Source organism: Sphingomonas sp. UYEF23 (assembly GCF_040546165.1).
Classification (GTDB): Bacteria; Pseudomonadota; Alphaproteobacteria; order Sphingomonadales; family Sphingomonadaceae; genus Sphingomonas; species Sphingomonas glacialis.
In genome coordinates, this window is record NZ_JBEPNG010000008.1 from 1 (window position 1) to 23,380 (window position 23,380).

Genomic DNA, 23,380 nt, shown 5'->3' on the forward strand with positions numbered 1-23,380 from the left:
GCCGAGTAATATATCCGACGACGCTGCTTCATCGCACCACTCCTTCTCATCATGAGAATGATGCGTTGCGACCACCCGTTGAACCCACCACCAAAGTCGGACATAGCCACTGGCGTCGCCCCGGCGGAGGCCGGGGCCTCGGGATGGCTTGGCGTGGGGCCGGACACAAAAGGGGGGGCCCCGGCCTTCGCCGGGGCGACGGTTATCGGTGTGGGCCGCTCCGCGAACTTCGGACGGCGTGACCAGACTTCAGGGTTTAGACGACGCCTGACGGGAAGGGATGACCTGGCTCCGCCCCTCCCCTTCAGGGGAGGGGATGGGGGTGGGGGATGCATCGCAGAGAGCTAGCGTTGTGACTTCCCCACCCCAACCCCTCCCCTGAAGGGGAGGGGCTTTTGAGCTGCGGGGCGCGAATTCGAGTCTTCCATGAGACGAAGCGTCTTGCGATGGACGAAACTGCGCGTGGACGAGGCCACACGGCGGGGACCCGCCCAGCTCCGTCATCCCCGCAAAAGCGGGGACCCCGCTGCCTGGCCCGCGGCCCGATGCAGAAGCGTCACCCTCGCTTTCGCGAAGGTGACGGGGGCTACGCAATGTCGGGAATCAGCCGCCCGTCAGCCGACGAACGCGCGCTCGATCACATATTGGCCGGGATGCGAGTTCGAACCCTCGACGAAGCCCATCGCCTCGAGCTTCGCCGCGAGGTCCTTGATCATCTCCATGCTGCCGCACAGCATGATCCGGTCGGTCGCGGGGTCGAGCCGCTTCTCGCCGGGCATGTCGGCGAACAGCGTGCCGTCGTCGATCAGTTTGTCGATCCGCCCGCTGGTGTGGAACGGCTCGCGCGTCACGGTGGGCACGTAGGAGAATTGCGTCGCCGCCTGCTCGTCGACGAGCGGATCGTCCGCCAGCTTCGCCTCGAGCGGCTCGCGGTAGGCAAGGTCGGTCACGCGACGCACGCTGTGGACGATCTGGATCTGGTCGAAGCGATCGTAGATCTCAGGATCGCGCGCGACGCTGAGGAACGGCGCGAGGCCGGTGCCGGTCGACAGCATGAACAGCCGCTTGCCCGGCAGCAGCGCGTCGGCGACGAGCGTGCCGGTCGGCTTGCGACCGAGATAGACCTGGTCGCCCGGCTGGATCTGCGACAGGCGCGAGGTGAGCGGGCCGTCGGGCACGCGGATCGAGAGGAATTCGAGTTCCTCGGCGTAGGCCGGGCTCGCGATCGAGTAAGCGCGCAGCAACGGGCGCTGCTCGCCGGCCAAGCCGAGCATCACGAATTCGCCCGAGCGGAAGCGGAAGCTCGCGGGGCGCGTGATCATGAAGCTGAACAGATGCTCGTTCCACATCCGCACGCTGAGCACGGTCTCGACGCTCAGCGCCGAAGTCGGTTCGAGCGAGGTCGGTTCGCTACTGGGCATGCTCGTCACCACATCACTCATCGATAGATCGTCCTTCAATGCAAGTTCGCCGCCACGCCATGCCACCGGGTATGCTCCCGATCTTGGCGCGGCTGCCCATCGCACCTCTTCCTGCAGAATGAACGCCTGACCGCGCGAGTCGGTGCCGTTGCGGGCCCGACCAGCGCGACATGGGGCCGCATACAGCGCGGCGCCCGGGCGATCGACATAATCGCGCACCCGTTACTCCGGTCGGGCGGCATAATTCAACGTGTAACTTTATCGCGATCGCGCGGGCGGGTCAGTCGGGTAGCTTCTCGACCAGGGCGGCGATGCTGTTCCCGGTAAAGGTGGTCAGCGACACGCCGTCGAGCTGGATCGCGCGCTCGAGCGTCAACGTCGCTGCGGATTGGTGCGCGGGGTCGAGCGCGCGCCACGCGCGCACCGCGCCTTCGAGGCTGGTGACTTCGGCCACGTCCTCCGCGCCGCGCGGCACGTCTTCGAGCGACGCGCTCATCCGCCATTCGATGGGGGGCGTCTTGGTGTCTTTGCCCCAGGTAGCTTCAACCATGATCGTTCGCCTTTTTGCTAGGAATGCCCGCAGGCTCGAGACGTACAGCGTCGGGAGACGCCGGTATGTTCCCCCGCACGCGCCCACGCGACCGCAAATCGCGGTGCGCGCGCAGGCGCAAGATACCGCATAGCGGCGGATATTCCGTGAAAATTCGATCGCGTTCGGCGTGCAGCCGTGCGTAACGCGTCGGGGGTTCGCGTTAGCGGTTGGCGATTCGCGCCGGACACGGCAAAGGTCGGGGATGCCTGTGACCACGACCGTGACGACCCTGGCCGAACTTGCCGAACTGGCGGGCGTTTCCGTCGCCACGGTTTCGCGATCGCTCGCGGGGAACCCCGTGATCGCCAAGGCGACGCGCGATCGGATCGTCGGCTTGGCGAGCGAGCATGGCTTCAAGGTCAACCAGGCCGCGCGCAACCTCCGCCTCGGGCGAACGGGGGCGATCGGCGTGGTGCTGCCGCTCGGCCACGAAGCCGAGCAGCATCTGTCAGATCCGTTCTTCATGAGCTTGCTCGGGCCGCTGGCAGACGCGATCGCCGACCGCGGGCACGATTTGCTGCTGTCGCGCGTGATCCCGGCGAACGATCGCTGGCTCGACGCGATCGTCGATGCCGGGCGCGTCGACGGCGTCGTCGTCGTCGGCCAGTCGAACCAGATCGACGCGATCGAGCGCGTCGCCGCGCGCTACCGCCCGATCGTCGTGTGGGGCGCGGACGTGCCCGACAAGACGCAGACCACCGTCGGGACCGACAATGTCGCGGGCGGGCGACTCGCCGCCGAGCATCTGCTCGCGCAGGGGCGGCGACGGCTCGCGTTCTTCGGCAATATCGAAGTGCCCGAATTCGCCGCGCGCTATGTCGGGTTCCAGCAAGCGCTCGCCGCGTCGGGGAGCGGGCAGGCGACGCTGCTGCCGATGCATTTGACGAGCGAGGCGTCGTACGCCGCGATCGAAGCCTATCTCGCCGGGCATTCGTCGCCCGACGGCATCGTCGCCGCGTCGGACGTCATCGCGATGAGCGCGCTGCGCGCACTCGCGGCGCACGGCAAGCGCGTGCCGCAGGACGTCAGCGTGGTCGGCTATGACGACGTCGTGATCGCGATGCACACCACGCCGCCGCTCACCACGGTGCGGCAGGATGTCGCGCGCGGGGCGGGGGTGCTCGTCGATCTGCTGTTCCGCCGGATCGAGGGCGCCGACGTCGAGTCGGTGACGATGGCGCCCGAACTGATCCTGCGCGGCTCGGCCTGATCAGGCGCCCGCGGGGCGGGCCGGCGTGCGGATCCGCCACGTCGCCACGGCGGCTGCAAGCATCATCGCGCCGCCCAGCATGAGGACATGGCGCGGATCGCCGCCGAGCAGCGGGCGGTAGGCGAGCCACACGAACAGGATCTCGACCATCATCGGGATGACGATGAACATGTTGAAGATGCCCATATAGACCCCGGTCCGCTCGGGCGGGATCGCGTTGGCGAGCATCAGATAGGGGTTGCCCATCAAGCTGCCCCAGCCGATGCCGATGCCGACCATCGCGACGATCAGCAGCGGGATCGACCCGGTCGACGCGATCGTCAGCATGGCCGCGCCCGATGCCACCATCGCGACCGCATGGATCGGCTTGGCGCCGAAGCGCCGTGCGAACGGCACCATCGCAAAGGCCGAGACGCACGCGACGAAATTGTAGAACGCGCCGAGCTGCCCGTTGAGCAGCCCCGCATCGCGGAAGCCGACGCTCGCCGGGTCGCTGGTGTGGAACACCCCGCGGGCAAGCGCGAGCACGACATATTGCCAGTAGCAGAACATCCCGAACCACTGGAAAAGCATCGCCACCGCAAGCTGCCGCATCGTCGGCGGCATGTCGCGGATCGCGTCGACCAGCCCGGTGATCGTCGAGCGCACCGACAGCGGATCGGCGGTGATCGCGGCGTCTTCCTCCGGCGTCAGCGGCAATTCGGGGACGCGCCATACCGACCACAGGATCGTCGTGATCGACAGGATCGCCCCGATCAGGAAGCTGATTCGCGTGATTTCGGGAATGCCGTTGCTGTCGAGCGCATCCTTGTTGATGCCCCACCACACCAGCAACGAGGGCGCGAGATACGACAGCGTCTGCGCGAGCCCGGTAAACGCGCTCTGCGTCAGGAAGCCGAGCGGGCGCTGCTGCTCGGCGAGCCGGTCGCTGACATAGGCGCGGTAGGGCTCCATCGTCACGTTGTTGGCCGCGTCGAGCACCCATAGCAGGCTCGCCGCCATCCACAGCGTGCGGCTGTACGGCATCGCGAACAGCGACAGGCTGCACAGGATCGCGCCGATCAGGAAATACGGGGTGCGGCGCCCGAGCCGGGTGCGCGTGCGGTCGCTCATCGATCCGATCAGCGGCTGGATGATGAGCCCGGTCATCGGGCCCGCCAGCCACAGCAGCGGCATGCTGCCCTCGTCGGCGCCGAGATAGCTGTAGATCGGGCCCATATTGCTTTGTTGCAGCCCGAAACTGAATTGCAGCCCGAGGAACCCGAGGTTCATCTGCAGGATGCGCGCGAACGACAAATGCACCTTGCCGACCGATCCTCTCGTCACATTCTCTCTCCCCGTGGGCGGACTGTTGCCGCCCTGCAACGCGCTGTAGCTGTTTGCGCAATCGTTTGCAATTTCCGCTTGCAATCGTTTGCGCGAAAAGTTTAGGGCCGGTGCGAGCCGAATAAACGGCCTTACCGTTTCAGGAGAGTGATATGTTGAAAGGGCGCACCCTTTTTCTCGCCACCACCGCAATAATGATCGGCACCCCGGCATTCGCGCAGCAGGCGGCGCCAGCGGCTGATGCACCGGCCCCCGTCCAGAGCGACGCCGAAGCGTCGAACAAGGACGACATCATCGTCACCGCCGTGGCGCGCGGGCAGAACCGCCTCAACAGCTCGGTCTCGGTCAGCTCGCTCAATGCCGACGCGATCGCCAACGCCGCGCCGCGCTCCGCCGCCGAACTGTTCCGCAGCCTGCCGGGCATCCGTTCGGAATCGTCGGGCGGCGAGGGCAATGCCAACATCGCCGTGCGCGGCCTGCCGGTCGCATCGGGCGGCGCCAAGTTCCTGCAGCTGCAGGAAGACGGCTTGCCGATCCTCGAATATGGCGACATCGCCTTTGCCAACACCGACATCTTCCTGCGCACCGACTTCAACGTCGCGCGCGTCGAGGCGGTTCGCGGCGGTTCGGCCTCGACCTTCGCGTCGAACTCGCCCGGCGGCGTCATCAACCTCATTTCCAAGACCGGCGAGCAGGAAGGCGGCTCGATCCAGGGCACCGTCGGGCTCGATTACGGCGAATATCGCCTCGATGCCGATTATGGCGGCAAGCTGAGCGACACGCTGCGCTTCAACGTCGGCGGCTTCTACCGCGTCGGTGAAGGCCCGCGTCGCGCCGGCTATGACGGCAACAAGGGCGGGCAGATCCGCGGCAACATCACCAGGACGTTCGATCGCGGCTTCTTCCGCCTCAACGTCAAATATCTCGACGACCGCGCGATCGCCTATCTGCCGAGCCCGGTCCGCGTGAGCGGCACCAACAGCGACCCGAAATATAGCTCGCTGCCCGGTCTCAGCGCCAACAACGACACGATCCACAGCATCTACTTCACGCGCGCAGTGACGCTCGACGGTGCCAACAATCGCGAGGTCGACGACATTCGCGACGGCATGCATCCGGTGGTCAAGGCGATCGGGTTCGAGACCGAGTTCGAAGTCGCCGACGGCTGGAAGGTCAGCGACAAGTTCCGCTATTCGGACATTTCTGGGCGCTTCATCTCGCCGTTCCCGGCAACCGTCGACACGGCGCAGAACCTCGCCAACGCGATCGGTGGCCCAGGGGCGATTGTGAGCTATGCCAATGGCCCGAATGCCGGCCAGCTCTATGCCAACCCGACAACGTCGAACGCGATCGGCGTGGTGCTGTTCAACACCAAGCTCAACAGCCTCAACAACATTACCAACGATCTGCGCGTCAATCGTCGCTTCAACACGGGTGATGGGACGATCGATTTCTCGGCCGGCTTCTACAAGTCGCGCCAGACGATCAATGTCGACTGGACCTGGTCGTCGTACCTGCTCGACGCGAAGGGCGATAACGCCGCGCTGCTCAACGTCCGCACGGCGGCGGGCGCATCGCGCACCGACAATGGCCTCGTCGCTTATGGCGCATCGTACTTCGGCAATTGCTGCCGCCGCAGCTACAATGTCGATTACGACACCAACGCGCCGTTCGCCTCGATCGGCTATACCGGTGGCGGCTTGAACGTCGATGCGAGCATTCGCTACGACAGCGGCAGCGCACGCGGCTTCGTCGTCGGCGATGGTCCGACGACGAGCTTCGACGTCGATGGCAACGGGACGATTTCCTACCCCGAGACGCAGACCACGGTGATCCCCGTCAACCGTCCGCAGCCGGTCAACTACAACTTCCACTATGCGTCCTATTCGTTCGGCGCGAACTACCGGCTGGCGAGCGATCTCTCGATCTTCGCGCGCTACAGCCGCGGGGGTCGCGCCAATGCGGATCGCTTCTTGTTCAATTCGAACAACGTCAGCCCGACCTCGGGTCTGCTCCAGCCAGGCGCACGGCCGGTCGACTTCGTCCGCCAGGCCGAGGCCGGCGTGAAGTACAGCAATGGCGGGTTGAACCTGTACGGCACGGCGTTCTGGGCCAAGACCGCCGAGCAGAATTTCGAAGCGACCAGCCAGAAGTTCTTCGACCGTACCTACCGCGCGTACGGCCTCGAGCTCGAGGGCAATTATCGCGTCGGCGGGTTCAGCCTCGCGGCGAACGGGACCTTCACCAAGGCGAAGATCACTAGCGACAACGTCACGCCCGCGGTCATCGGCAACCGTCCGCGCCGCCAGGCCGAGTTCGTCTACAAGATCACCCCGCAATACACGACCGAGCTGTTCACGCTCGGCGCGAGCGCGATCGGGACGACGTCGAGCTATGCGCAGGACACCAATCAGCTGAAGCTGCCGGGCTTCACGCAAGTCAACGCGTTCCTCAGCGTGCGTCCGGTCGCGCGCGTGCAGGTCTCGATCAACGCCAACAATGTGTTCAACACCAAGGGCTTCACCGAGGCCGAAGAAGCCGCGATCCCCGCGAACGGGATCGTCCGGGCGCGTTCGATCAACGGCCGTACGATCTCGGCGGCGGTCAAGCTCGACTTCTGAACCGACCGCCCCGGGCGCGCGACGTGCGCCCCGGGGCGTTTTTCTGACGGACCTGATGGGTAGCCCTGTATGACAACGATCTGGTCTCGCGATGCCGTGGCGGCGATCGCGCACCGCCCGATTCCCGAAGTCCCGCACATCGCGGCGCAGAGCATGGCACCGGTGCTCCCGGGCCATGACCTGTGGGATTACTGGCCGGTGCAGGAGCGCGACGGGCGGACGGCCGCGATTGCCGGCGGGGCGCTCCAGATGCTGCTGTCCGCGCCCGTCCTGCCCGATCCCGAATCGCGTCACGGGCTCGCGCGCATCCGGTTGATGCACGAGACGCCGCACGGCTGGCGCGATCTCGGCGATCTGCTGCCCGACGGGTTTGCGCCGGGCAGCCGCGAATGGTCGGGCTCGGCGATCGTCACGCCGCAGCATGACCGCGTGACGCTCTATTTCACCGCCGCCGGGCATCGCGGCGAGGCCGAGCCGAGCTTCGACCAGCGCTTGTTCGAGACCAGCGCGACGCTGTCGATTGCAGACGGCGTGCCACGGCTGGCGGATTGGTCGGTTCCGGTCGAATCGGTCGTGGCCGACGGGCAGATCTATTCGCGCGACATGACCGGCGGCGGCGCGATCGGCACGATCAAGGCGTTCCGTGATCCGGCGTGGTTCTGCGATCCGGCCGATGGTGCCGAATATCTCGTCTTCGCCGCCTCGCTCGCGCAGTCTTCCTCCCCATGGAACGGCGCGATCGGGGTGGCGCGGGGCGGGGGCGGACAGTGGACGCTCGAGCCCCCGCTGATCACCGCCGACGGAGTGAATAACGAGCTCGAACGGCCGCACCTCGTCCACTCCGACCAGCGCTATTATTGCTTCTGGTCGACGCAGCGTAAGGTGTTCGCGGATGGCGGCCCATCGGGTCCGACCGGGCTGTACGGCATGGTCGCCGAGCACCTTGCCGGGCCGTGGACGCCACTCAACGGAACGGGGCTGGTCTGCGGCAATCCGCCCGATGCGCCGATCCAGGCGTATAGCTGGCTCGTGCTGGGCGACCTCAGCGTGATCAGCTTCGTCGATCGGCCGGGGCTGACGGGCGACCCGGTCGATGTGGCGGAAGCGCGCCGCGCCTTCGGCGGAACGCCCGCAGCTCCGTTCCGCATCGTGCTCGACGGCAATCGCGCGTCGCTTGCGTGAGCGGGTGACAGCGCTGCGGGTAGAGCCGGGCAGCGGCGACACGGCGGCCAGGATTCCTTCCAAAAACGGTGGCATTGCCGACGTGTGACCAAGGTTTCCGGACTCGCGGCCCGCCCCGATCGCGTCGCCGCATCACTTCGTCGGACGCCAGCGCTGGCGGCGAGGATCGTTCCGTTGACGAGCGGGTTCGTAATGTGGCAGGGACGCGTCCATCAACGGACTTGCTTCAGGACCACGTGCAACGGCACGTCGGGTTCGTCGGCAACGGTGTTGCATTGCGGGTGTAGCTCAATGGTAGAGCAGAAGCTTCCCAAGCTTACGACGAGGGTTCGATTCCCTTCACCCGCTCCACGGTTTTCCTGACAATCATGCGCGGTACCGGCTCGGCTTTCCATCGTGGGTCGATCGCGGCTATGTCCCCTCGCGCGGTCGGTACGACCGTGTTGCAGCACATACGGGATGGTCGAAATGCCCCTCGAGACGGTATCCGAAACACGCGCGCATGGTGGGACGCAGGGCGTCTATCGCCACGATTCGACGCAGACCGGGACGCCGATGACGTTCAGCGTGTTCGTCCCCGATCACGCACCGGGCGATCGGCTTGCGGTCTTGTGGTATCTCTCGGGGCTGACCTGCACCCAGGCGAACGTCACCGAAAAGGGTGAGTATCGTGCGGCCTGTCGCGAGGCGGGGATCATCTTCGTCGCGCCCGATACCTCGCCGCGCGGGGAGGGCGTTCCCGATGATGCCGAGGGGGCGTACGATTTCGGGCTCGGCGCGGGCTTCTATGTCGACGCGACGCAGGCGCCGTTCGCGCAGCATTACCGCATGGCGAGCTATGTTACCGACGAGTTGCCAGCGCTTGTCGCCGCCAATTTCCCGGTCGACCTCGACCGGCAGTCGATCACCGGGCATTCGATGGGCGGGCATGGCGCGCTGACGCTCGCGCTGGCGCGGCCGGGGCAGTATCGCTCGGTCTCGGCGTTCGCGCCGATCGGCGCGCCGAGCCAGGTGCCGTGGGGGCAGAAGGCGCTGGCTGGGTATCTCGGTGAGGATCGTGAGGTGTGGCGCAAGCATGACGCGGTGGCGTTGATCGAGGATGGCGCGCGCGTGGCGGCGCTGCTCGTCGATCAGGGCGATGCCGATGCGTTTCTCGAAACCCAGTTGCGGCCCGAATTGCTCGAGGCCGCCTGCGCTGCCGCCGGGATCCCGCTCGAACTGCGGATGCAGCCGGGGTATGACCACAGTTACTACTTTATCTCGACCTTCCTTGCCGAACATGTCGCCTGGCACGCGCGCCATTTGGCGCGCTGAAGCCAGGACAGCCGCTTCAGCAGCCCGCCATTGGTCTTGAAGAGGTCGATCATCGAATCCCCGCTCTCGCCATGTCGAGCGTGAGGTCCGTCATCGTACGGGCCGCTGATGGGGAGCCTGTAGCCTGAGCCGCACGCTCCGGCGCAGGCCGCGAACTTGCCGCTACCGCGCAGGGCGTGGTGAGTCCGTGCAGGCTATCCCCGACGACGCCGTAGATCCCTCGACGCCGGCGAGTTCGAGCGTTTTGGCGAAAAGATCTGCGAGCGTCGTCTTGGACTTGGTCGGTCTGCGCCAGCCGGGCAGGGGTCAGCGGCGCGCGGGCTGCCAGACATAGCCGGTGCCGCGCTTCACGATCTGCCCGACGCCGGGGAAGGGGAAGTGCGGGGAGAACACGCGCTCATGGCTTGCGGCAAGCTGCGCGAGCGTCGCTTCGCGGCGGATCACGCCCTGCTTGGCGTCGGTGTCGTACGCGATCACCCATTCGGGCTTGGCAAGCGAGACGATCGCGCTGTGCGCGCTGTCGCCGATGTCGAGCAGGCGCTCCTTGCCCGAGCTGATCTCATAGCCCGAATGGCCGGGGGTGTGACCGGGCAGCGCGATCGCGCGGATGCCGGGCACGACCGACGCGCCGGGGGTGAAGGTCTGCACCTTGGGCGTGATCGCGGCGGCCAGCGCGGCATTGTCGGGCTTGCTCTTGAGGAACGCCCATTCGGCCGCAGCCATGCGGATCGTCGCATTGGGGAAGGCGAGTGCGCCGTCTGCGGTGAGGATGCCGCCGACATGGTCGCCGTGCGAATGCGTGATCAGCACGTCGGTGACCTTGGCGGGATCGACGCCCGCCGCGGCAAAGCTCCTGGGCAGCGCGCCACCGACCTTGGGGCCGAGCCCGGTGTCGATCAGCACGGTGTGCCCCGGCAGCTCGACGAGCAGCGCGTCGACACCGAGCGGCAGCGTATCGGTGGGGGCGCCCGCCTGGCGCAGCACCGCCGAGACGGCGGGGACGCCGACTTGCGGGCCGAACACGCTCGCATCGTTGGGCACGGCGTTGATCATGTCGCGCAGCGCGACGACTCGAATGCTGCCGACCTTGAAGGCGGTGGCCGCGGGGCCGATCGGGACTGGGCCGGCAATGGCGGAGCTGGCGCCGAGCAAGGCGAGCGCGGCAGCGAAAATCGATTTTACGGGCATTCGGGAGTCCTCGTGACAGTAGAGCAACGATCCAGGATCGGCGCGGGTCTAACCCGTGGCGGGTTTTGCTGGTTCCGCTTGGTAGGGGTCGATCGGCATCGATTGGACAATCGCGCAGCTACCGCTTTGCAACGAGCCACGCTATGCGCGGTGGTAACACGAGAAACTAAGAGAGGTCGATCATGAACCAGATGGATTTCGCGCTGGGCGAGACGGCGGACATGATCCGCGACACGACACAGCGCTTCGCGACCGACCGGATCGCGCCGATCGCGGCAAAGGTCGATGCCGAGGACTGGTTTCCGCGGAGCTTGTGGCCCGAAATGGGTGCGCTCGGGTTGCACGGCGTGACGGTTGCCGAAGAGGATGGCGGGCTCGGGCTTGGCTATCTCGAGCATGTCATCGCGTGCGAGGAAGTGTCGCGCGCGTCGGCGTCGGTCGGCCTGAGCTATGGCGCGCATTCGAACCTGTGCGTCAACCAGATCGCGCGCTGGGCGAACCCTGAGCAGAAAGCAAAATATCTCCCCAAGCTGATCTCGGGCGAGCATGTCGGCAGCCTTGCCATGTCGGAGGCGGGCGCGGGATCGGACGTCGTCGGGATGAAGCTCAAGGCCGACAAGGTGCAGGGCGGCTATGTGCTCAACGGCACCAAATTCTGGATCACCAACGCGGCTTATGCCGACACGCTCGTCGTCTATGCCAAGACGGGCGAGGGCTCGCGCGGGATCACGACGTTCCTGATCGAGAAGGACATGCCGGGTTTCGCGATCGGGCAGAAGATCGACAAGATGGGGATGCGCGGTTCGCCGACCGCTGAGCTCGTCTTCACCGATTGCGAGGTTCCGGAAGAAAATATCATGGGCCCGGAGAATGGCGGCGTCGGCGTGCTGATGTCTGGGCTCGATTACGAGCGCACCGTGCTTGCGGGAATCCAGCTCGGGATCATGCAGGCGTGCCTCGACGTGGTCGTGCCGTACGTCCGCGAGCGGCGGCAGTTCGGCAAGGCGATCGGCAGTTTCCAGCTGATGCAGGCGAAGGTCGCCGACATGTACGTCGCGCTCAATTCGGCGCGAGCCTATGTCTATGCGGTGGCGCGCAGCTGCGATGACGGGCGGACGACGCGCTTCGATGCGGCGGGCGCGATCCTGCTCGCGAGCGAGAATGCCGTGAAGGTCGCCAACGAGGCGGTGCAGGCGCTGGGCGGGGCGGGCTATACCAAGGACTGGCCGGTCGAGCGCTACTATCGCGACGCCAAGCTGCTCGATATCGGCGCGGGGACCAACGAGATCCGCCGGATGCTGATCGGCCGCGAGCTGATCGGCAACGACGCGCCCGCCGCGCAGTAACCTATATCCGTCATCCCGGCCTTGTGTCGGGATCCACCGTGGCGTTGGCGTTACAATCGCCAGCTATGTAGCACGGTGGATGCCGGGACGAGCCCGGCATGACGGGGTTGGGGGGGGAGAAGCCCCCCCCTTTTACCAGACGTGAACCCGCGCACCCGGCGCGAGGTACAGCTTGTCGCTCGGCTGTACCTTGTACGCCGGATACCAGGCATCGAGATTGCGCACCGTCAGCACGCGGAACATCGCCGGCGCATGGACGTCGGTCGCGATCCGCGCACGCAGCGCCTTGTCGCGCATCTTGGTCCGCCAGCTCTGCGCGAACGCCAGGAAGAAGCGCTGGTCGCCGGTCATCCCGTCGATCACCGGCGGCTCCTTGCCGCCGTACGACGCGCGATACGCTTCGTACGCTGCGGTGAGGCCGGCGGTGTCGGCGATGTTCTCGCCGAGCTCCTGCTTGCCCTTGAGCTTGAGCCCGGGCAGCGCCTCATAGGCATCGTATTGCGCCGCGAGCGCCGAGCCGGCCTGTTCGAAGCGCGCGAGATCGGCCGGGGTCCACCAGTTGCGATACTTGCCGGTCGAATCGAAATCGGCGCCGAGATTGTCGAAGCTGTGGCTGATCTCGTGCCCGATCACCGCGCCGATCGCGCCGTAATTGGCCGCGGCATCGTATTTCGCGTCGAAATACGGCGCCTGCAGGATCGCGGCGGGGAAGTTGAGCGCGTTCTGCAGCGGCAGATTGACCGCGTTCACCGTCTGCGGGGTCATCCACCATTCGGTGCGGTCGGGCGCCTTGCCGAGCTTGCCGATCTGGTAGCGATAGATCGCGAGATCGGCGCGCTCCAGATTGCCGATCGGGTCCTTCGCGTCGACCGCGAACTTGGGGAAGGCGCGCCAATGGTCGGGATAGCCGACGCCGACATAGAGCACCGACAGCTTGCGCCGCGCCTCGGCCTTGGTCCCCGGGGTCATCCAGTCGAGCTTCTGGATGCGCTGGTCGAACGCGCCGACGATGTTCTTGACCATCGTCTGGATCTCGGCCTTCGACTGCGCCGAGAAATAGCGCGCGGCGTAGAGCCGACCGACCTCGTCACCGAGTGCCGCATTGACCGCCGCGATGCTGCGCTTGTCGCGCGTCTGTTGCGCGGGGGTGCCGTTGAGCTGCTTGCCGTAGAAGGCGAAGCGCGCATCGTCGAACGCCTTGGGGAGCACCGAGGCTGTCGCGGTGATGCGGTGCGCGGTCAGCCAGTCCTGCCAGTCCGCGAGCGGCTCGCTTGCGACGAGGCCCGAAAGCTTGGTGATCGCATCGGGCTGCCAGGCGATGAAGTCCTGCTGGCCCGCGGGAATACCCGCCGCTGCCCAGTACGCCGTCCAGTCGAGCCCCGGGGCTTTCCGCGCGAAGTCGGCGCGGGCCCACGGATTGTCGCCCTTGCTCGCGTCCTGGCTTGCCTCGATGTCGGTCTGCGCAGCGGCGATCTTCATTTCGAGCGCGAAGACGCGCGCGGCGCGGGCCGCCGGATCGCTCAGGCCCGCGAGGCCGAAGATCTGCGTCAGATAGGCTTGGTAGCCCTCGCGCAGCTCGGCCATTTGCGGGGTCTGCGACAGATAATAGTCGCGGTCGGCGAGGCCGAGGCCGCCCTGCATCAGATACGGCGTGTTGCGCTTGGGCTGGTTGAGATCCTGCGAGACGAACAGGCCGAACAGATTGGTCGTGCTGGCGTAATTGTTGTTGTTGAACGGGTCGGTATCGGCACGCATCTGCGCGCCCATCACCTTGGCCAGCGCGGCCTTGTCGCGCAGTGCATAATACGGCGCGATGAGCGCCTTGAGCGGTGCGATCCCCCGCGCCTCGATCGCGGCGGTGTCGTTATAGGCGGCGTAATAGTCGGCGATCAGGCGCTGGCTGCTGCCGGGTGCGGCGTTCGCCTTGGCGGCGTCCTGGATGATCGTCGCGTTGCGCGCCTCGGCGACCTTGGAGACCTCGACGCCGCCGCCGGTCGACGAGCGGGCTGGCTCGATCTCGGCGGTCTTGCGCCACGTGCCATTGGCGTAATCGTCGAAATTGTCGCCCGGCTTGACGCTCTTGTCGATCAGCGCTGGGTCGACGCCCGATTGCGTGCCGATCATCTGCGCCGCGACGCCGGTGGCGATCGCCGAGCTGGCGAGCAATGCGATCGAAAGGACGGAGAAGCGTTTCATCAGGATGTTTCCTCTGCAACTATCGGCTTTGCGTCGCGGTATACGCGCTCCGTCGCGTCTGCCAATCGGCTTTCCTTCGTCGGCGCGGATCGCTAGGCAGTTTCATATGCAACGGATACCGCAAGCAGGAAGCCCGCTTTGAGCGCCCCCGTCCTCGACACCAAGCTCAGCGCCGATGGCGAGACCTTCCGCGCCAATGCGGCGCACAATCACGCCCTGGTCGAGCGCTTGCGCGGCGACGTCGCCCGAGCCGCGCTCGGGGGAACCGAGAAGAGCCGCGAGCGCCATACCGCACGCGGCAAGCTGCTCCCGCGCGAGCGCGTCGAGCGGCTGCTTGATCCGGGCTCGCCCTTCCTCGAGATCGGCCAGTTGGTGGCCAACGGGCTGTATGAAGACGAGGTGCCGGGCGCGGGCGTGATCGCCGGGATCGGGCGCGTCTCGGGGCGGCAGTGCATGATCGTCTGCAACGATGCGACGGTGAAGGGCGGGACCTATTACCCGCTGACCGTCAAGAAGCACCTCCGCGCGCAGGAGATCGCGGAGGCGAACATGCTGCCGTGCATCTACCTCGTCGATTCGGGCGGCGCGAACTTGCCGCACCAGGCCGACGTCTTCCCCGACCGCGACCATTTCGGGCGGATCTTCTTCAACCAGGCGAACATGAGCGCCAAGGGTATCCCTCAGATCGCGTGCGTGATGGGCTCGTGCACCGCAGGCGGCGCCTATGTGCCGGCGATGTCGGACGAGACGATCATCGTGCGCGGGCAGGGGACGATCTTCCTCGCCGGGCCGCCGCTGGTGAAGGCGGCGACGGGCGAGGTGATCTCGGCTGAGGAACTGGGCGGCGCGGATACGCATGGGCGGCGCTCTGGCGTAGTTGATCACGTCGCCGAGAATGACGAGCATGCGCTGACGATCGTGCGCGATATCGTCTCGACTTTGCAGCCGCAAACGGGCGCTGCCGCGAACGTGAAGGAGCCGCGGCCGCCGAAGTTCGATGCCGAGGAGCTGTACGGCATCGTGCCGAGCGACGTGCGCGCGCCGTACGACGTGCACGAGATCATCGCGCGGTTGGTCGACGGGTCGGAGTTTCATGAGTTCAAGGCGCTTTACGGCACGTCGCTGGTCTGCGGTTTCGCGCATATCTGGGGGATGCCGGTCGCGATCCTCGCCAATAACGGCGTGCTGTTTTCGGAAAGCGCGCAAAAGGGCGCGCATTTCATCGAGCTCGCGTGCCAGCGGCGGATCCCGTTGCTGTTCCTGCAGAACATCTCTGGCTTCATGGTCGGCGGCAAATACGAGGCCGAGGGGATCGCCAAGCATGGTGCCAAGCTCGTCACCGCGGTGGCGACGGCGAGCGTGCCGAAGATCACCGTGCTGATCGGCGGCAGCTTCGGCGCTGGCAATTACGGCATGTGCGGGCGCGCCTATTCGCCGCGCTTCCTGTTCAGCTGGCCCAACAGCCGCATCTCGGTGATGGGCGGCGAGCAGGCGGCGTCGGTGCTGGCGACCGTCCACCGCGATGCCGATGGCTGGAGCGACGAGCAGGCCGAGGCGTTCAAGGCCCCGATCCGCCAGAAATACGAAGACGAGGGCAATCCCTGGTACGCGACGGCACGGCTGTGGGACGACGGCATCATCGACCCGGCGCAGACGCGTGACGTGCTCGGCCTCGCCTTCGCCGCGACGCTCAACGCGCCGATCCCCGAGCGCCCGGCGTTCGGCGTGTTCCGGATGTGATGGCCGATCCGACCCTCATCCTTCCCCATTTCGCGAGACCTTAAGGAACCTTTATGTCCCTGATCTTCGCTCTCCTGCTCGCCGCCCAGATGGGGTCGCAGACGACCCCAGTTCAGCCGATCGTCAAGGGCACCGGCCTGCCGCCCCCCGGCACCGAGGAGGCGCAGGTGATGGCGCCGGTCAACGCGCTGCTCGCCGGCATCGCCGCGCGCGATGCGGCGGCGATCGGCCAGGCGCTGCGCACCGACGCCACCGCCACCGCGATCGCCGAGCAGGCCGACGGCACGCGCAAGATTACGCACTCAACTCGCGAGCAGTTGCTCGCGCGCTTCGCCCCCGGGCCCGAGCGCTATGACGAGCGGCTCGGCACGCCCGCGGTCGAGATCGACGGCGACATCGCGATGGTGTGGAGCCCCTACACCTTCCGCATCGACGGCAAGCTCCACCATTGCGGCTACGACCATTTCGACCTGGTGCGCGAGGACGGCAGCTGGAAGGTCCAGAATTTGACCTGGTCGTCGCGCACGACGGGCTGCGAGGGATGACCTACCCCCGTCGCCCCGGCGCAGGCCGGAGCCGCTGTGCGTGGGCGCGCGGCGGTCCTCTCATCGTAACGGCCCCGGCCTGCGCCGGGGCGACGGATAGACACGCATGATCCAGTCTCTGCTCATCGCCAACCGCGGCGAGATCGCCTGCCGCATCATCCGCACCGCGCGCGCGATGGGGGTGCGGACGATTGCGGTCTATTCGGATGCCGACGCCACTGCGCTCCACGTCCGGCAGGCCGATGAGGCGGTGCATATCGGCCCGTCGCCGGCGCGCGAAAGCTATCTGGTGGGCGAGAAGATCATCGCCGCCGCGAAGGCGAGCGGGGCGGAGGCGATCCATCCGGGCTACGGCTTCCTCTCGGAAAATGCCGATTTCGCGCAAGCCGTGATCGATGCCGGGATCGTGTGGGTCGGACCCAACCCCGACAGTATCCGCGCGATGGGGCTCAAGGATGCCGCCAAGGAGCGGATGATCGCGGCGGGCGTGCCGGTGACGCCGGGCTATCTCGGCGCCGACCAGTCGCCCGATCGGCTGGCGGCGGAAGCGGCGGCGGTCGGCTATCCCGTGCTGATCAAGGCGGTCGCGGGCGGTGGCGGCAAGGGGATGCGGCGCGTCGACGATCCCGCCGATTTCGCCGATGCACTCGTCTCGTGCCAGCGTGAGGCGGCGTCGTCGTTCGGCAACACCGACGTGCTGATCGAGAAATACATACTCTCGCCGCGCCACATCGAGGTGCAGGTGTTCGGCGACACCCACGGCAATGTTGTCCATCTGTTCGAGCGCGACTGCTCGCTTCAGCGCCGCCACCAGAAGGTGATCGAGGAAGCCCCCGCGCCGGGGATGGACGCGGTCACGCGCGAGGCGATCTGCGCCGCGGCGGTCAAGGCGGCCAAGGCGGTCGATTATGTCGGGGCGGGGACCATCGAGTTCATCGCCGATGCGAGCGAGGGCCTGCGCGCCGACCGTATCTGGTTCATGGAAATGAACACGCGTTTGCAGGTCGAGCATCCGGTGACCGAGGAGATCACCGGGGTCGATCTGGTCGAATGGCAGCTGCGCGTGGCGAGCGGGGAGGCGTTGCCGAAGCGGCAGGACGAGCTTTCGATCAATGGCTGGGCGATGGAAGCGCGGTTGTATGCGGAGAACCCGGCGACCGGGTTTCTGCCGTCGACTGGCACGCTCGAGCATTTGCGGCTGCCGCGCTTTGCTCGGATTGAAACAGGGGTCGAGGAAGCGGGCGAGGTGTCGCCCTTCTACGATCCGATGATTGCCAAGATCGTCGTCCATGCCGAAGATCGGTCGGAAGCGATCGCCGCCTTGTGGGACGCGACGAGCGATGTCGAGGTGTGGCCGGTCCGCACCAACGCGGGTTTCCTTGCGCGCATCTGCCAGGACGCGGACTTCCGCGATGGCACGATCGACACCGGGCTGATCGAGCGGCGCGGCGACTCGCTGACGATCCCGCCCGCGCCGCAGCCGGCACATCTGCGCGATGCGGCGGCGGCGCTTGCCGCGCGTCCCGCGCACGGCGTGTGGGACGACGCGATCGGGCTGCGGCTCAACGCGCCGTCGCGCTCCGAGACGCGGATCGTCGATGATGCCGGGGGCGTCCATGTCGTCGCCGACCTGATGATCGATGACGGTCCGCCGCAGGAGGAGGTCGTCAGCTTCTACCTCGGCGAGGGCCGCAGCTATCGCCTCGACCAGCCGCGGGGCACGGCGACCGGCGCCGCAGCCGATGGTGCGATCCTCTCGCCGATGCCCGGCCGCATCATCGCGGTCGATGTCGCGGCGGGCGACAGCGTCACCAAGGGCCAGAAGCTCGTCACGCTCGAGGCGATGAAGATGGAGCACAGCCTGACCGCGCCGTTCGACGGCACCGTCGCCGAACTCAACGTCGAGGTCGGCGGACAGACGCAGGAAGGCGTCGTGCTCGCGCGGCTGACGCGTGCCGATGCCTGAGACACAAGGCGCGCTCGCCGGGGTCAAGGTGCTCGATCTGTCGCGCGTGCTCGCCGGGCCGTGGGCGACGCAGATGCTGGGCGATCTCGGCGCCGAGGTGCTCAAGATCGAGCAGCCCGGGCAAGGCGACGATACGCGCCGCTGGGGGCCGCCCGCGCTCGCCGATGATTCGGGCGATTCGGCCTATTTTCTCTGCGCCAATCGCAACAAGCGCTCGCTCGCGATCGATCTCGCGCAGCCCGCGGGCGCCGAGCTGATCCGCCGGCTCGCCGCGCAGAGCGACGTGCTGGTCGAGAATTTCCGCGTCGGCGGGCTCGCCAAATACGGGCTCGATTATGCGAGCCTCGCCGCGATCAATCCGCGGCTGGTCTATTGCTCGATCACCGGCTTCGGGCAGGACGGGCCGTACAAGGACAAAGGCGGCTACGACTTCCTGATCCAGGCGATGGGCGGGCTGATGAGCGTCACCGGCGAGGCCGATGGTCCGCCGATGAAGGTCGGCGTGCCGATCGTCGATCTGTTCACCGGCACCTATGCAACCGTCGCGATCCTTGCCGCGCTGCGCCACCGCGATGCGACTGGGCAGGGGCAGCATGTCGATTGTGCGTTGCTCGACACGCAGCTGGCGATGCTGTCGAACCAGGCGTCGAACTGGCTCAACGGCGGGACGGTGCCGGTGCGGCGCGGCAACGATCATCCCAATATCGTGCCGTATCGCGATTACGAGACCGCCGATGGCGCGATCGTGGTCGCGCTGGGGAATGACCGGCAGTTCCGCGATTTCCTGCGCGTGCTGGGCCTGAGCGATCTGGGCGACGATCCGCGGTTCGCCAGCGTGGCGTTGCGCAGCGAGCATCGTGTGGCGCTCCACGCGCATCTCGCCCCTGCGGTGGCGCAGTGGGGCTCGGACGATCTTGTCGCGGCGATGGAGGCGGCCAAGCTCCCTGCGGGCAAGGTCGCGGGGTTGCCCGAGATTTTCGCCGATCCCCAGGTCGCGCATCGCGAGAGCGTCCAGGCGATGGCGCGTGCCGATGGCACCCGGCTGCAAGTCGTCGGCTTCCCGGCAAAGCTGTCGGAGACGCCCGCCAGCTACGACCGTGCGCCGCCGCGCGCCGGGGCGGATACGCGCGAAGCGCTGGCGGGGGCTTTGGGGCTGTCCGAGGACGCGCTTGACGCGTTGGCGGCAGCGGGCGTTATCGCATAACCGACGCTGTTCCCCGGCGAAGGCCGGGGCCCAGAAGGGCAGGTCGGAAGTGTCGCGCGCAGCACTTCGGTATCAGCGCCTCGCTCTTGGGCCCCGGCCTTCGCCGGGGTGGTGGGAACGAGGGGTGTCGGTCAGCGCTTAGCGGCCCTTGAACAACCCGCCGAGCACGCCGCGCACCAAGCTGCCAACGATTCCGCCCGCGGCACCGCGCGAGGAGCCGAACACCGCCTTCGACACTTCGTTGGCGACCTGACGCCCAACCGCCGAGCTCGCCGAGCGCGTCGCCGAGGTGATCGCGCGGTTCCAGGGTGAGTTGGCGGCGGCTTTCGCCTCGGCGGCGGCCTGTTGCGTGGCCAATTTGGCCTGACGATCCGCCTCGCGCTGATCGGCGACGCGCTGACGCTCAGCCTCCTTCGCGGCGACCGCGTCGGCCTTGGCCTGTGCTGCAGCCGCCTTGTCGGCTTCGGTCTTCGCCTTGGCTTCGGCGGCCGCCGCGGCAGCCTCCTGCGTCTTGGCGCCGAGCATTTCCTCGGCCGATTGCCGATCGACCAGCGTGTCGTATTTGTTGCCGACCGGATCGGTCGAGACCATCACGCCGCGCTCGACCGCGGTGACCGGCCCGACGCGCGACGCGGGCGGGGCGATCAGCGTGCGCTGGACGGGGGAGGGGGATCCATCAGGGAGCAGCAGCGAGACGAGCGCCTCGCCGACCTTCAATTCGGTGATCGCAGTCTCGACATCGACGCCGGGGTTGGCGCGAAAGGTCGTCGCCGCCGAACGCACCGCCGCCTGGTCCCGTGGGGTGAAGGCGCGCAGCGCGTGCTGGACGCGGTTGCCGAGCTGCCCCGCGACGGTATCGGGAATGTCGATCGGGTTCTGCGTGATGAAATAGATGCCGACGCCCTTCGACCGGATCAGCCGAACGACTTGCTCGATCTTCTCGAGCAGCGCCTTGGGGGCAGCGTCGAACAGGAGGTGCGCTTCGTCGAAGAAGAAGCAGAGCTTGGGCTTGTCGGGATCGCCGACCTCGGGGAGATGCTCGAACAATTCGCTCATCAGCCACAGCAGGAAGGTCGAATAGAGCTTCGGGCTCGCCATCAATTTGTCGGCGGCCAGCACGTTGACGATGCCGCGGCCCTTCTCGTCGACCCCGATGAAATCGTCGAGATCGAGCGCGGGCTCGCCGAAGAAATGCTCGCCGCCCTGGCTGCGCAGCTGGAGCAAGGCGCGCTGGATCGTGCCGATCGATTGCTTCGACACGTTGCCGTAGGTGGTGGTGAGCTCGTCGGCGCGCCCGGCGCAATCGACCAGCATCGCCTGGAGATCGTCCAAGTCGATCAGCAGCAGTCCGTCCTTGTCGGCGACGTGGAAGGCGATCGTCAGCACGCCTTCCTGGACTTCGTTGAGGTCCATCAGGCGCGACAGCAGCAGCGGGCCCATCTCGGAGATGGTGGTGCGGATCGGGTGGCCCTGTTCGCCGTACAGGTCCCAGAACTGCACTGGCGTGTCGGCATAGGCCCAGGCGTCGTCGCCGATCTCCTTGGCGCGCGCGGCGAAAATGTCGTGGTTCTTGGCAGTGGGGGAGCCGGCCATCGCGAGGCCCGACAGGTCGCCCTTCACGTCGGCGACGAAGCACGGGACACCGGCGCGCGAAAAGCCTTCGATGATGCCCTGGACGGTGACGGTCTTGCCGGTACCGGTCGCGCCCGCGATCAGGCCGTGGCGGTTGGCGCGCTTGAGTTCGAGCTGCTGCGGGTTCGCGCCGCCGGGACCGGCGCCGATGAAAATGCTGGTGGTGTCGGTCATGCAGCCTCGCGGAAATTCTGCGCGAACTATCGCGCGAAAAGCGGGCCAACGGAAGCGCCTTTAGCCCCTCCCCATCAGGGGAGGGGCGCGTCCCGCTACCTTACTTCTTGAGCTTCACGCCGATGAAGAACGCCGGCTGACGCCCGCGCACCACATACAGCGCGACCTGCGAGCGGCCTGCGGCCTTGGCCTGCATTACGATCGACCCCAGCGCCGCCGGAGTCGCGACGGGCACGCCGTTGGCCGAGACGATCACGTCGCCGCGCTTGAGGCCCTTGGCGCCGGCATCGCTCGCCGGATCGACCATGCCGATCACCACGCCCGACACCGACGAATCGATGCCGAACGTCCGCGCGATCTGCGGGGTCAGCGTCGCCACCGTCACGCCGAGCGGGTTCGACGCCGCCTGGCCAGCGGTCGGGGTGTCGCTGTCGTCCGACATGTCGCTATCGGCATCGGCATTCGCCTTGGCGAGCAGCGCATCCTCGGACGGACGCGTACCGATCGTCGCGATGATCGTCTGCGGGCGACCCTGACGCACGATGTCGAGCGGGACGCGCGTGCCCGGCGTCACGTTGGCGACGAGATAGCTGAGCGACTGGTCGGGGTTAACGTCCTTGCCGCCGACGCGCAGCACGATGTCGCCGACCTTGAGGCCCGCCTTGTCGGCCGGCTGGCCCGGCTCGATGCTGCGCAGCAGTTCGCCCTTGTTCTTGGCAAGGCCGAACGACGACGCGAGATCGTCGTCGATCGGCTGCGGACCGACGCCGAGATAGCCGCGCGCGATCTTGGTGCCCTTCATCAGTTTTTCGATGACGGGCTTGGCGTCGGTCGCGGGGATCGCGAAGCCGATGCCGATATTGCCGCCGCCGGTGCTGCCGAGGATCTGCGAGTTGATGCCGATCACGTTGCCGTTGAGATCGAACATCGGGCCGCCCGAATTGCCTTGGTTGATCGCCGCATCGGTCTGGATGAAGCGGTCATAGGCACCCGCGCCGGTCACGCGGTGGAGCGACGAGACGATCCCCGCGGTCACCGTGCCGCCGAGGCCAAACGGATTGCCGATCGCGACGATCCAGTCGCCGACGCGCGCCGCATCCGAATCGCCGAACTTGACGAACGGGAGGTTCTTCGCGTCGATCTTGAGCAGCGCCAGATCCGAAGTCGGATCGCGGCCGATCAGCTTGGCGACATATTCCTTGCGGTCGGTCATCGTGACGGTGATCGAGTCGACCGTCGCGCCCTTCGCGCCCGCGGCGACGACGTGGTTGTTGGTGACGACATAGCCGTCGGGCGAGATGATGAAGCCCGAACCGAGCGAAGTCGCCTCGCGGGTCGTGGGAGCAGCGCCGCCCTGGCCCTGCTGCTGGCCGAACAGACCCTCGAACGGGGTGCCGGCGAACGGATTGGCGGGCTGCGCCTGGGTGATGTGCTGGCTCGTCGAGATGTTGACGACCGCGGGCTGGAGCTTGGCGACAAGATCGGCAAAGCTCATCGGCGCGCCGGGGCGGGGCGCGGCGGCGGCCATCACGGCGGGTTCGTTCTGGGCGGTCTGCGCGCCCCCGGCGGATGGCAACGCGATGGCAGTGGCGGTCCCGCTGAGCAGCAGGGCGGCGGTGATGGCGTAGGCGTAGCGCACTAGGGTCGTTTCCTCTCGTCTACCAATTGGCAGCAACGCGATAGCTGTTAGCCATGGTTGCTGAACGGCGATTGAATATCAACG

The 23,380-nt window shown here is 66.9% G+C and carries 16 protein-coding genes and 1 tRNA gene; 10 read left to right on the top strand and 7 right to left on the bottom strand.

The features are described 5' to 3' along the window. Positions 1–614: 614 nt before the first annotated feature. Complete coding sequence (locus tag ABIB28_RS14255) at positions 615–1,421, bottom strand: ferredoxin--NADP reductase (protein ID WP_354288923.1); 807 nt, start codon at positions 1,419–1,421, stop codon at positions 615–617. Between the two features lie 280 nt (positions 1,422–1,701). Further along, on the bottom strand, positions 1,702–1,971 hold the full coding sequence (locus ABIB28_RS14260; RefSeq protein WP_133187055.1) for a hypothetical protein: 270 nt from the start codon (positions 1,969–1,971) through the stop codon (positions 1,702–1,704). Between the two features lie 244 nt (positions 1,972–2,215). Between ABIB28_RS14260 and ABIB28_RS14265 the strand changes: the two genes are divergently transcribed. Continuing rightward, positions 2,216–3,223: a LacI family DNA-binding transcriptional regulator gene (locus tag ABIB28_RS14265; RefSeq protein WP_133187057.1), complete on the top strand. Its 1,008-nt coding sequence runs from the start codon at positions 2,216–2,218 to the stop codon at positions 3,221–3,223. Here ABIB28_RS14265 and ABIB28_RS14270 read toward each other — a convergent pair whose 3' ends face one another. Further along, positions 3,224–4,549 (bottom strand): MFS transporter, encoded by a 1,326-nt coding sequence (locus ABIB28_RS14270; protein ID WP_354288794.1) that lies wholly within the window; start codon positions 4,547–4,549, stop codon positions 3,224–3,226. Between the two features lie 152 nt (positions 4,550–4,701). Here ABIB28_RS14270 and ABIB28_RS14275 point away from each other — a divergent pair, with 152 nt between their 5' ends. From ABIB28_RS14275 to fghA, 4 genes are all read left to right on the top strand, one after another. Further along, a complete protein-coding gene (locus tag ABIB28_RS14275) occupies positions 4,702–7,170 on the top strand; it encodes a TonB-dependent receptor domain-containing protein (RefSeq protein WP_354288796.1) in 2,469 nt (822 codons plus the stop codon). A 69-nt stretch (positions 7,171–7,239) separates the two neighbouring features. Beyond that, positions 7,240–8,352 carry a glycoside hydrolase family 68 protein gene (locus ABIB28_RS14280; protein ID WP_354288797.1) on the top strand — a complete coding sequence of 371 codons (1,113 nt, stop codon included), beginning with the start codon at positions 7,240–7,242 and terminating at the stop codon, positions 8,350–8,352. Positions 8,353–8,629: 277 nt separating this feature from the next. Then, positions 8,630–8,703 (top strand) — tRNA-Gly (locus ABIB28_RS14285). Positions 8,704–8,820: 117 nt separating this feature from the next. Next, a complete protein-coding gene (gene fghA, locus ABIB28_RS14290; protein ID WP_354288924.1) occupies positions 8,821–9,666 on the top strand; it encodes an S-formylglutathione hydrolase in 846 nt (281 codons plus the stop codon). 306 nt (positions 9,667–9,972) lie between these two features. On the opposite strand, the gene ABIB28_RS14295 is transcribed toward fghA, so the two are convergent. After that, positions 9,973–10,854 carry an MBL fold metallo-hydrolase gene (locus ABIB28_RS14295; RefSeq protein WP_354288798.1) on the bottom strand — a complete coding sequence of 294 codons (882 nt, stop codon included), beginning with the start codon at positions 10,852–10,854 and terminating at the stop codon, positions 9,973–9,975. 182 nt (positions 10,855–11,036) lie between these two features. On the opposite strand from ABIB28_RS14295, the gene ABIB28_RS14300 reads away from it, so the two are divergent. Continuing rightward, positions 11,037–12,200 carry an isovaleryl-CoA dehydrogenase gene (locus ABIB28_RS14300; protein WP_322159813.1) on the top strand — a complete coding sequence of 388 codons (1,164 nt, stop codon included), beginning with the start codon at positions 11,037–11,039 and terminating at the stop codon, positions 12,198–12,200. A gap of 132 nt (positions 12,201–12,332) precedes the next feature. Here ABIB28_RS14300 and ABIB28_RS14305 read toward each other — a convergent pair whose 3' ends face one another. After that, the gene (locus ABIB28_RS14305) at positions 12,333–14,396 is read right to left on the bottom strand and encodes a M13 family metallopeptidase (protein WP_354288799.1); all 2,064 of its coding nucleotides are present in this window, start codon (positions 14,394–14,396) and stop codon (positions 12,333–12,335) included. 138 nt (positions 14,397–14,534) lie between these two features. On the opposite strand from ABIB28_RS14305, the gene ABIB28_RS14310 reads away from it, so the two are divergent. From ABIB28_RS14310 to ABIB28_RS14325, 4 genes are all read left to right on the top strand, one after another. Further along, positions 14,535–16,136, top strand: coding sequence for a carboxyl transferase domain-containing protein (locus ABIB28_RS14310; protein WP_354288800.1), 1,602 nt, complete (start codon positions 14,535–14,537; stop codon positions 16,134–16,136). A gap of 53 nt (positions 16,137–16,189) precedes the next feature. Continuing rightward, a complete protein-coding gene (locus ABIB28_RS14315) occupies positions 16,190–16,681 on the top strand; it encodes a nuclear transport factor 2 family protein (RefSeq protein WP_354288802.1) in 492 nt (163 codons plus the stop codon). Between the two features lie 106 nt (positions 16,682–16,787). Further along, on the top strand, positions 16,788–18,647 hold the full coding sequence (locus ABIB28_RS14320; protein WP_354288803.1) for an acetyl/propionyl/methylcrotonyl-CoA carboxylase subunit alpha: 1,860 nt from the start codon (positions 16,788–16,790) through the stop codon (positions 18,645–18,647). After that, positions 18,640–19,851 (top strand): CaiB/BaiF CoA transferase family protein, encoded by a 1,212-nt coding sequence (locus ABIB28_RS14325; protein WP_354288804.1) that lies wholly within the window; start codon positions 18,640–18,642, stop codon positions 19,849–19,851. Before ABIB28_RS14320 ends, ABIB28_RS14325 begins: the two co-directional genes overlap by 8 nt. A gap of 138 nt (positions 19,852–19,989) precedes the next feature. On the opposite strand, the gene ABIB28_RS14330 is transcribed toward ABIB28_RS14325, so the two are convergent. Continuing rightward, positions 19,990–21,657 (bottom strand): helicase HerA-like domain-containing protein, encoded by a 1,668-nt coding sequence (locus tag ABIB28_RS14330; protein ID WP_354288805.1) that lies wholly within the window; start codon positions 21,655–21,657, stop codon positions 19,990–19,992. Positions 21,658–21,757: 100 nt separating this feature from the next. After that, on the bottom strand, positions 21,758–23,296 hold the full coding sequence (locus ABIB28_RS14335) for a Do family serine endopeptidase (protein WP_133187083.1): 1,539 nt from the start codon (positions 23,294–23,296) through the stop codon (positions 21,758–21,760). Positions 23,297–23,380: the final 84 nt, after the last annotated feature.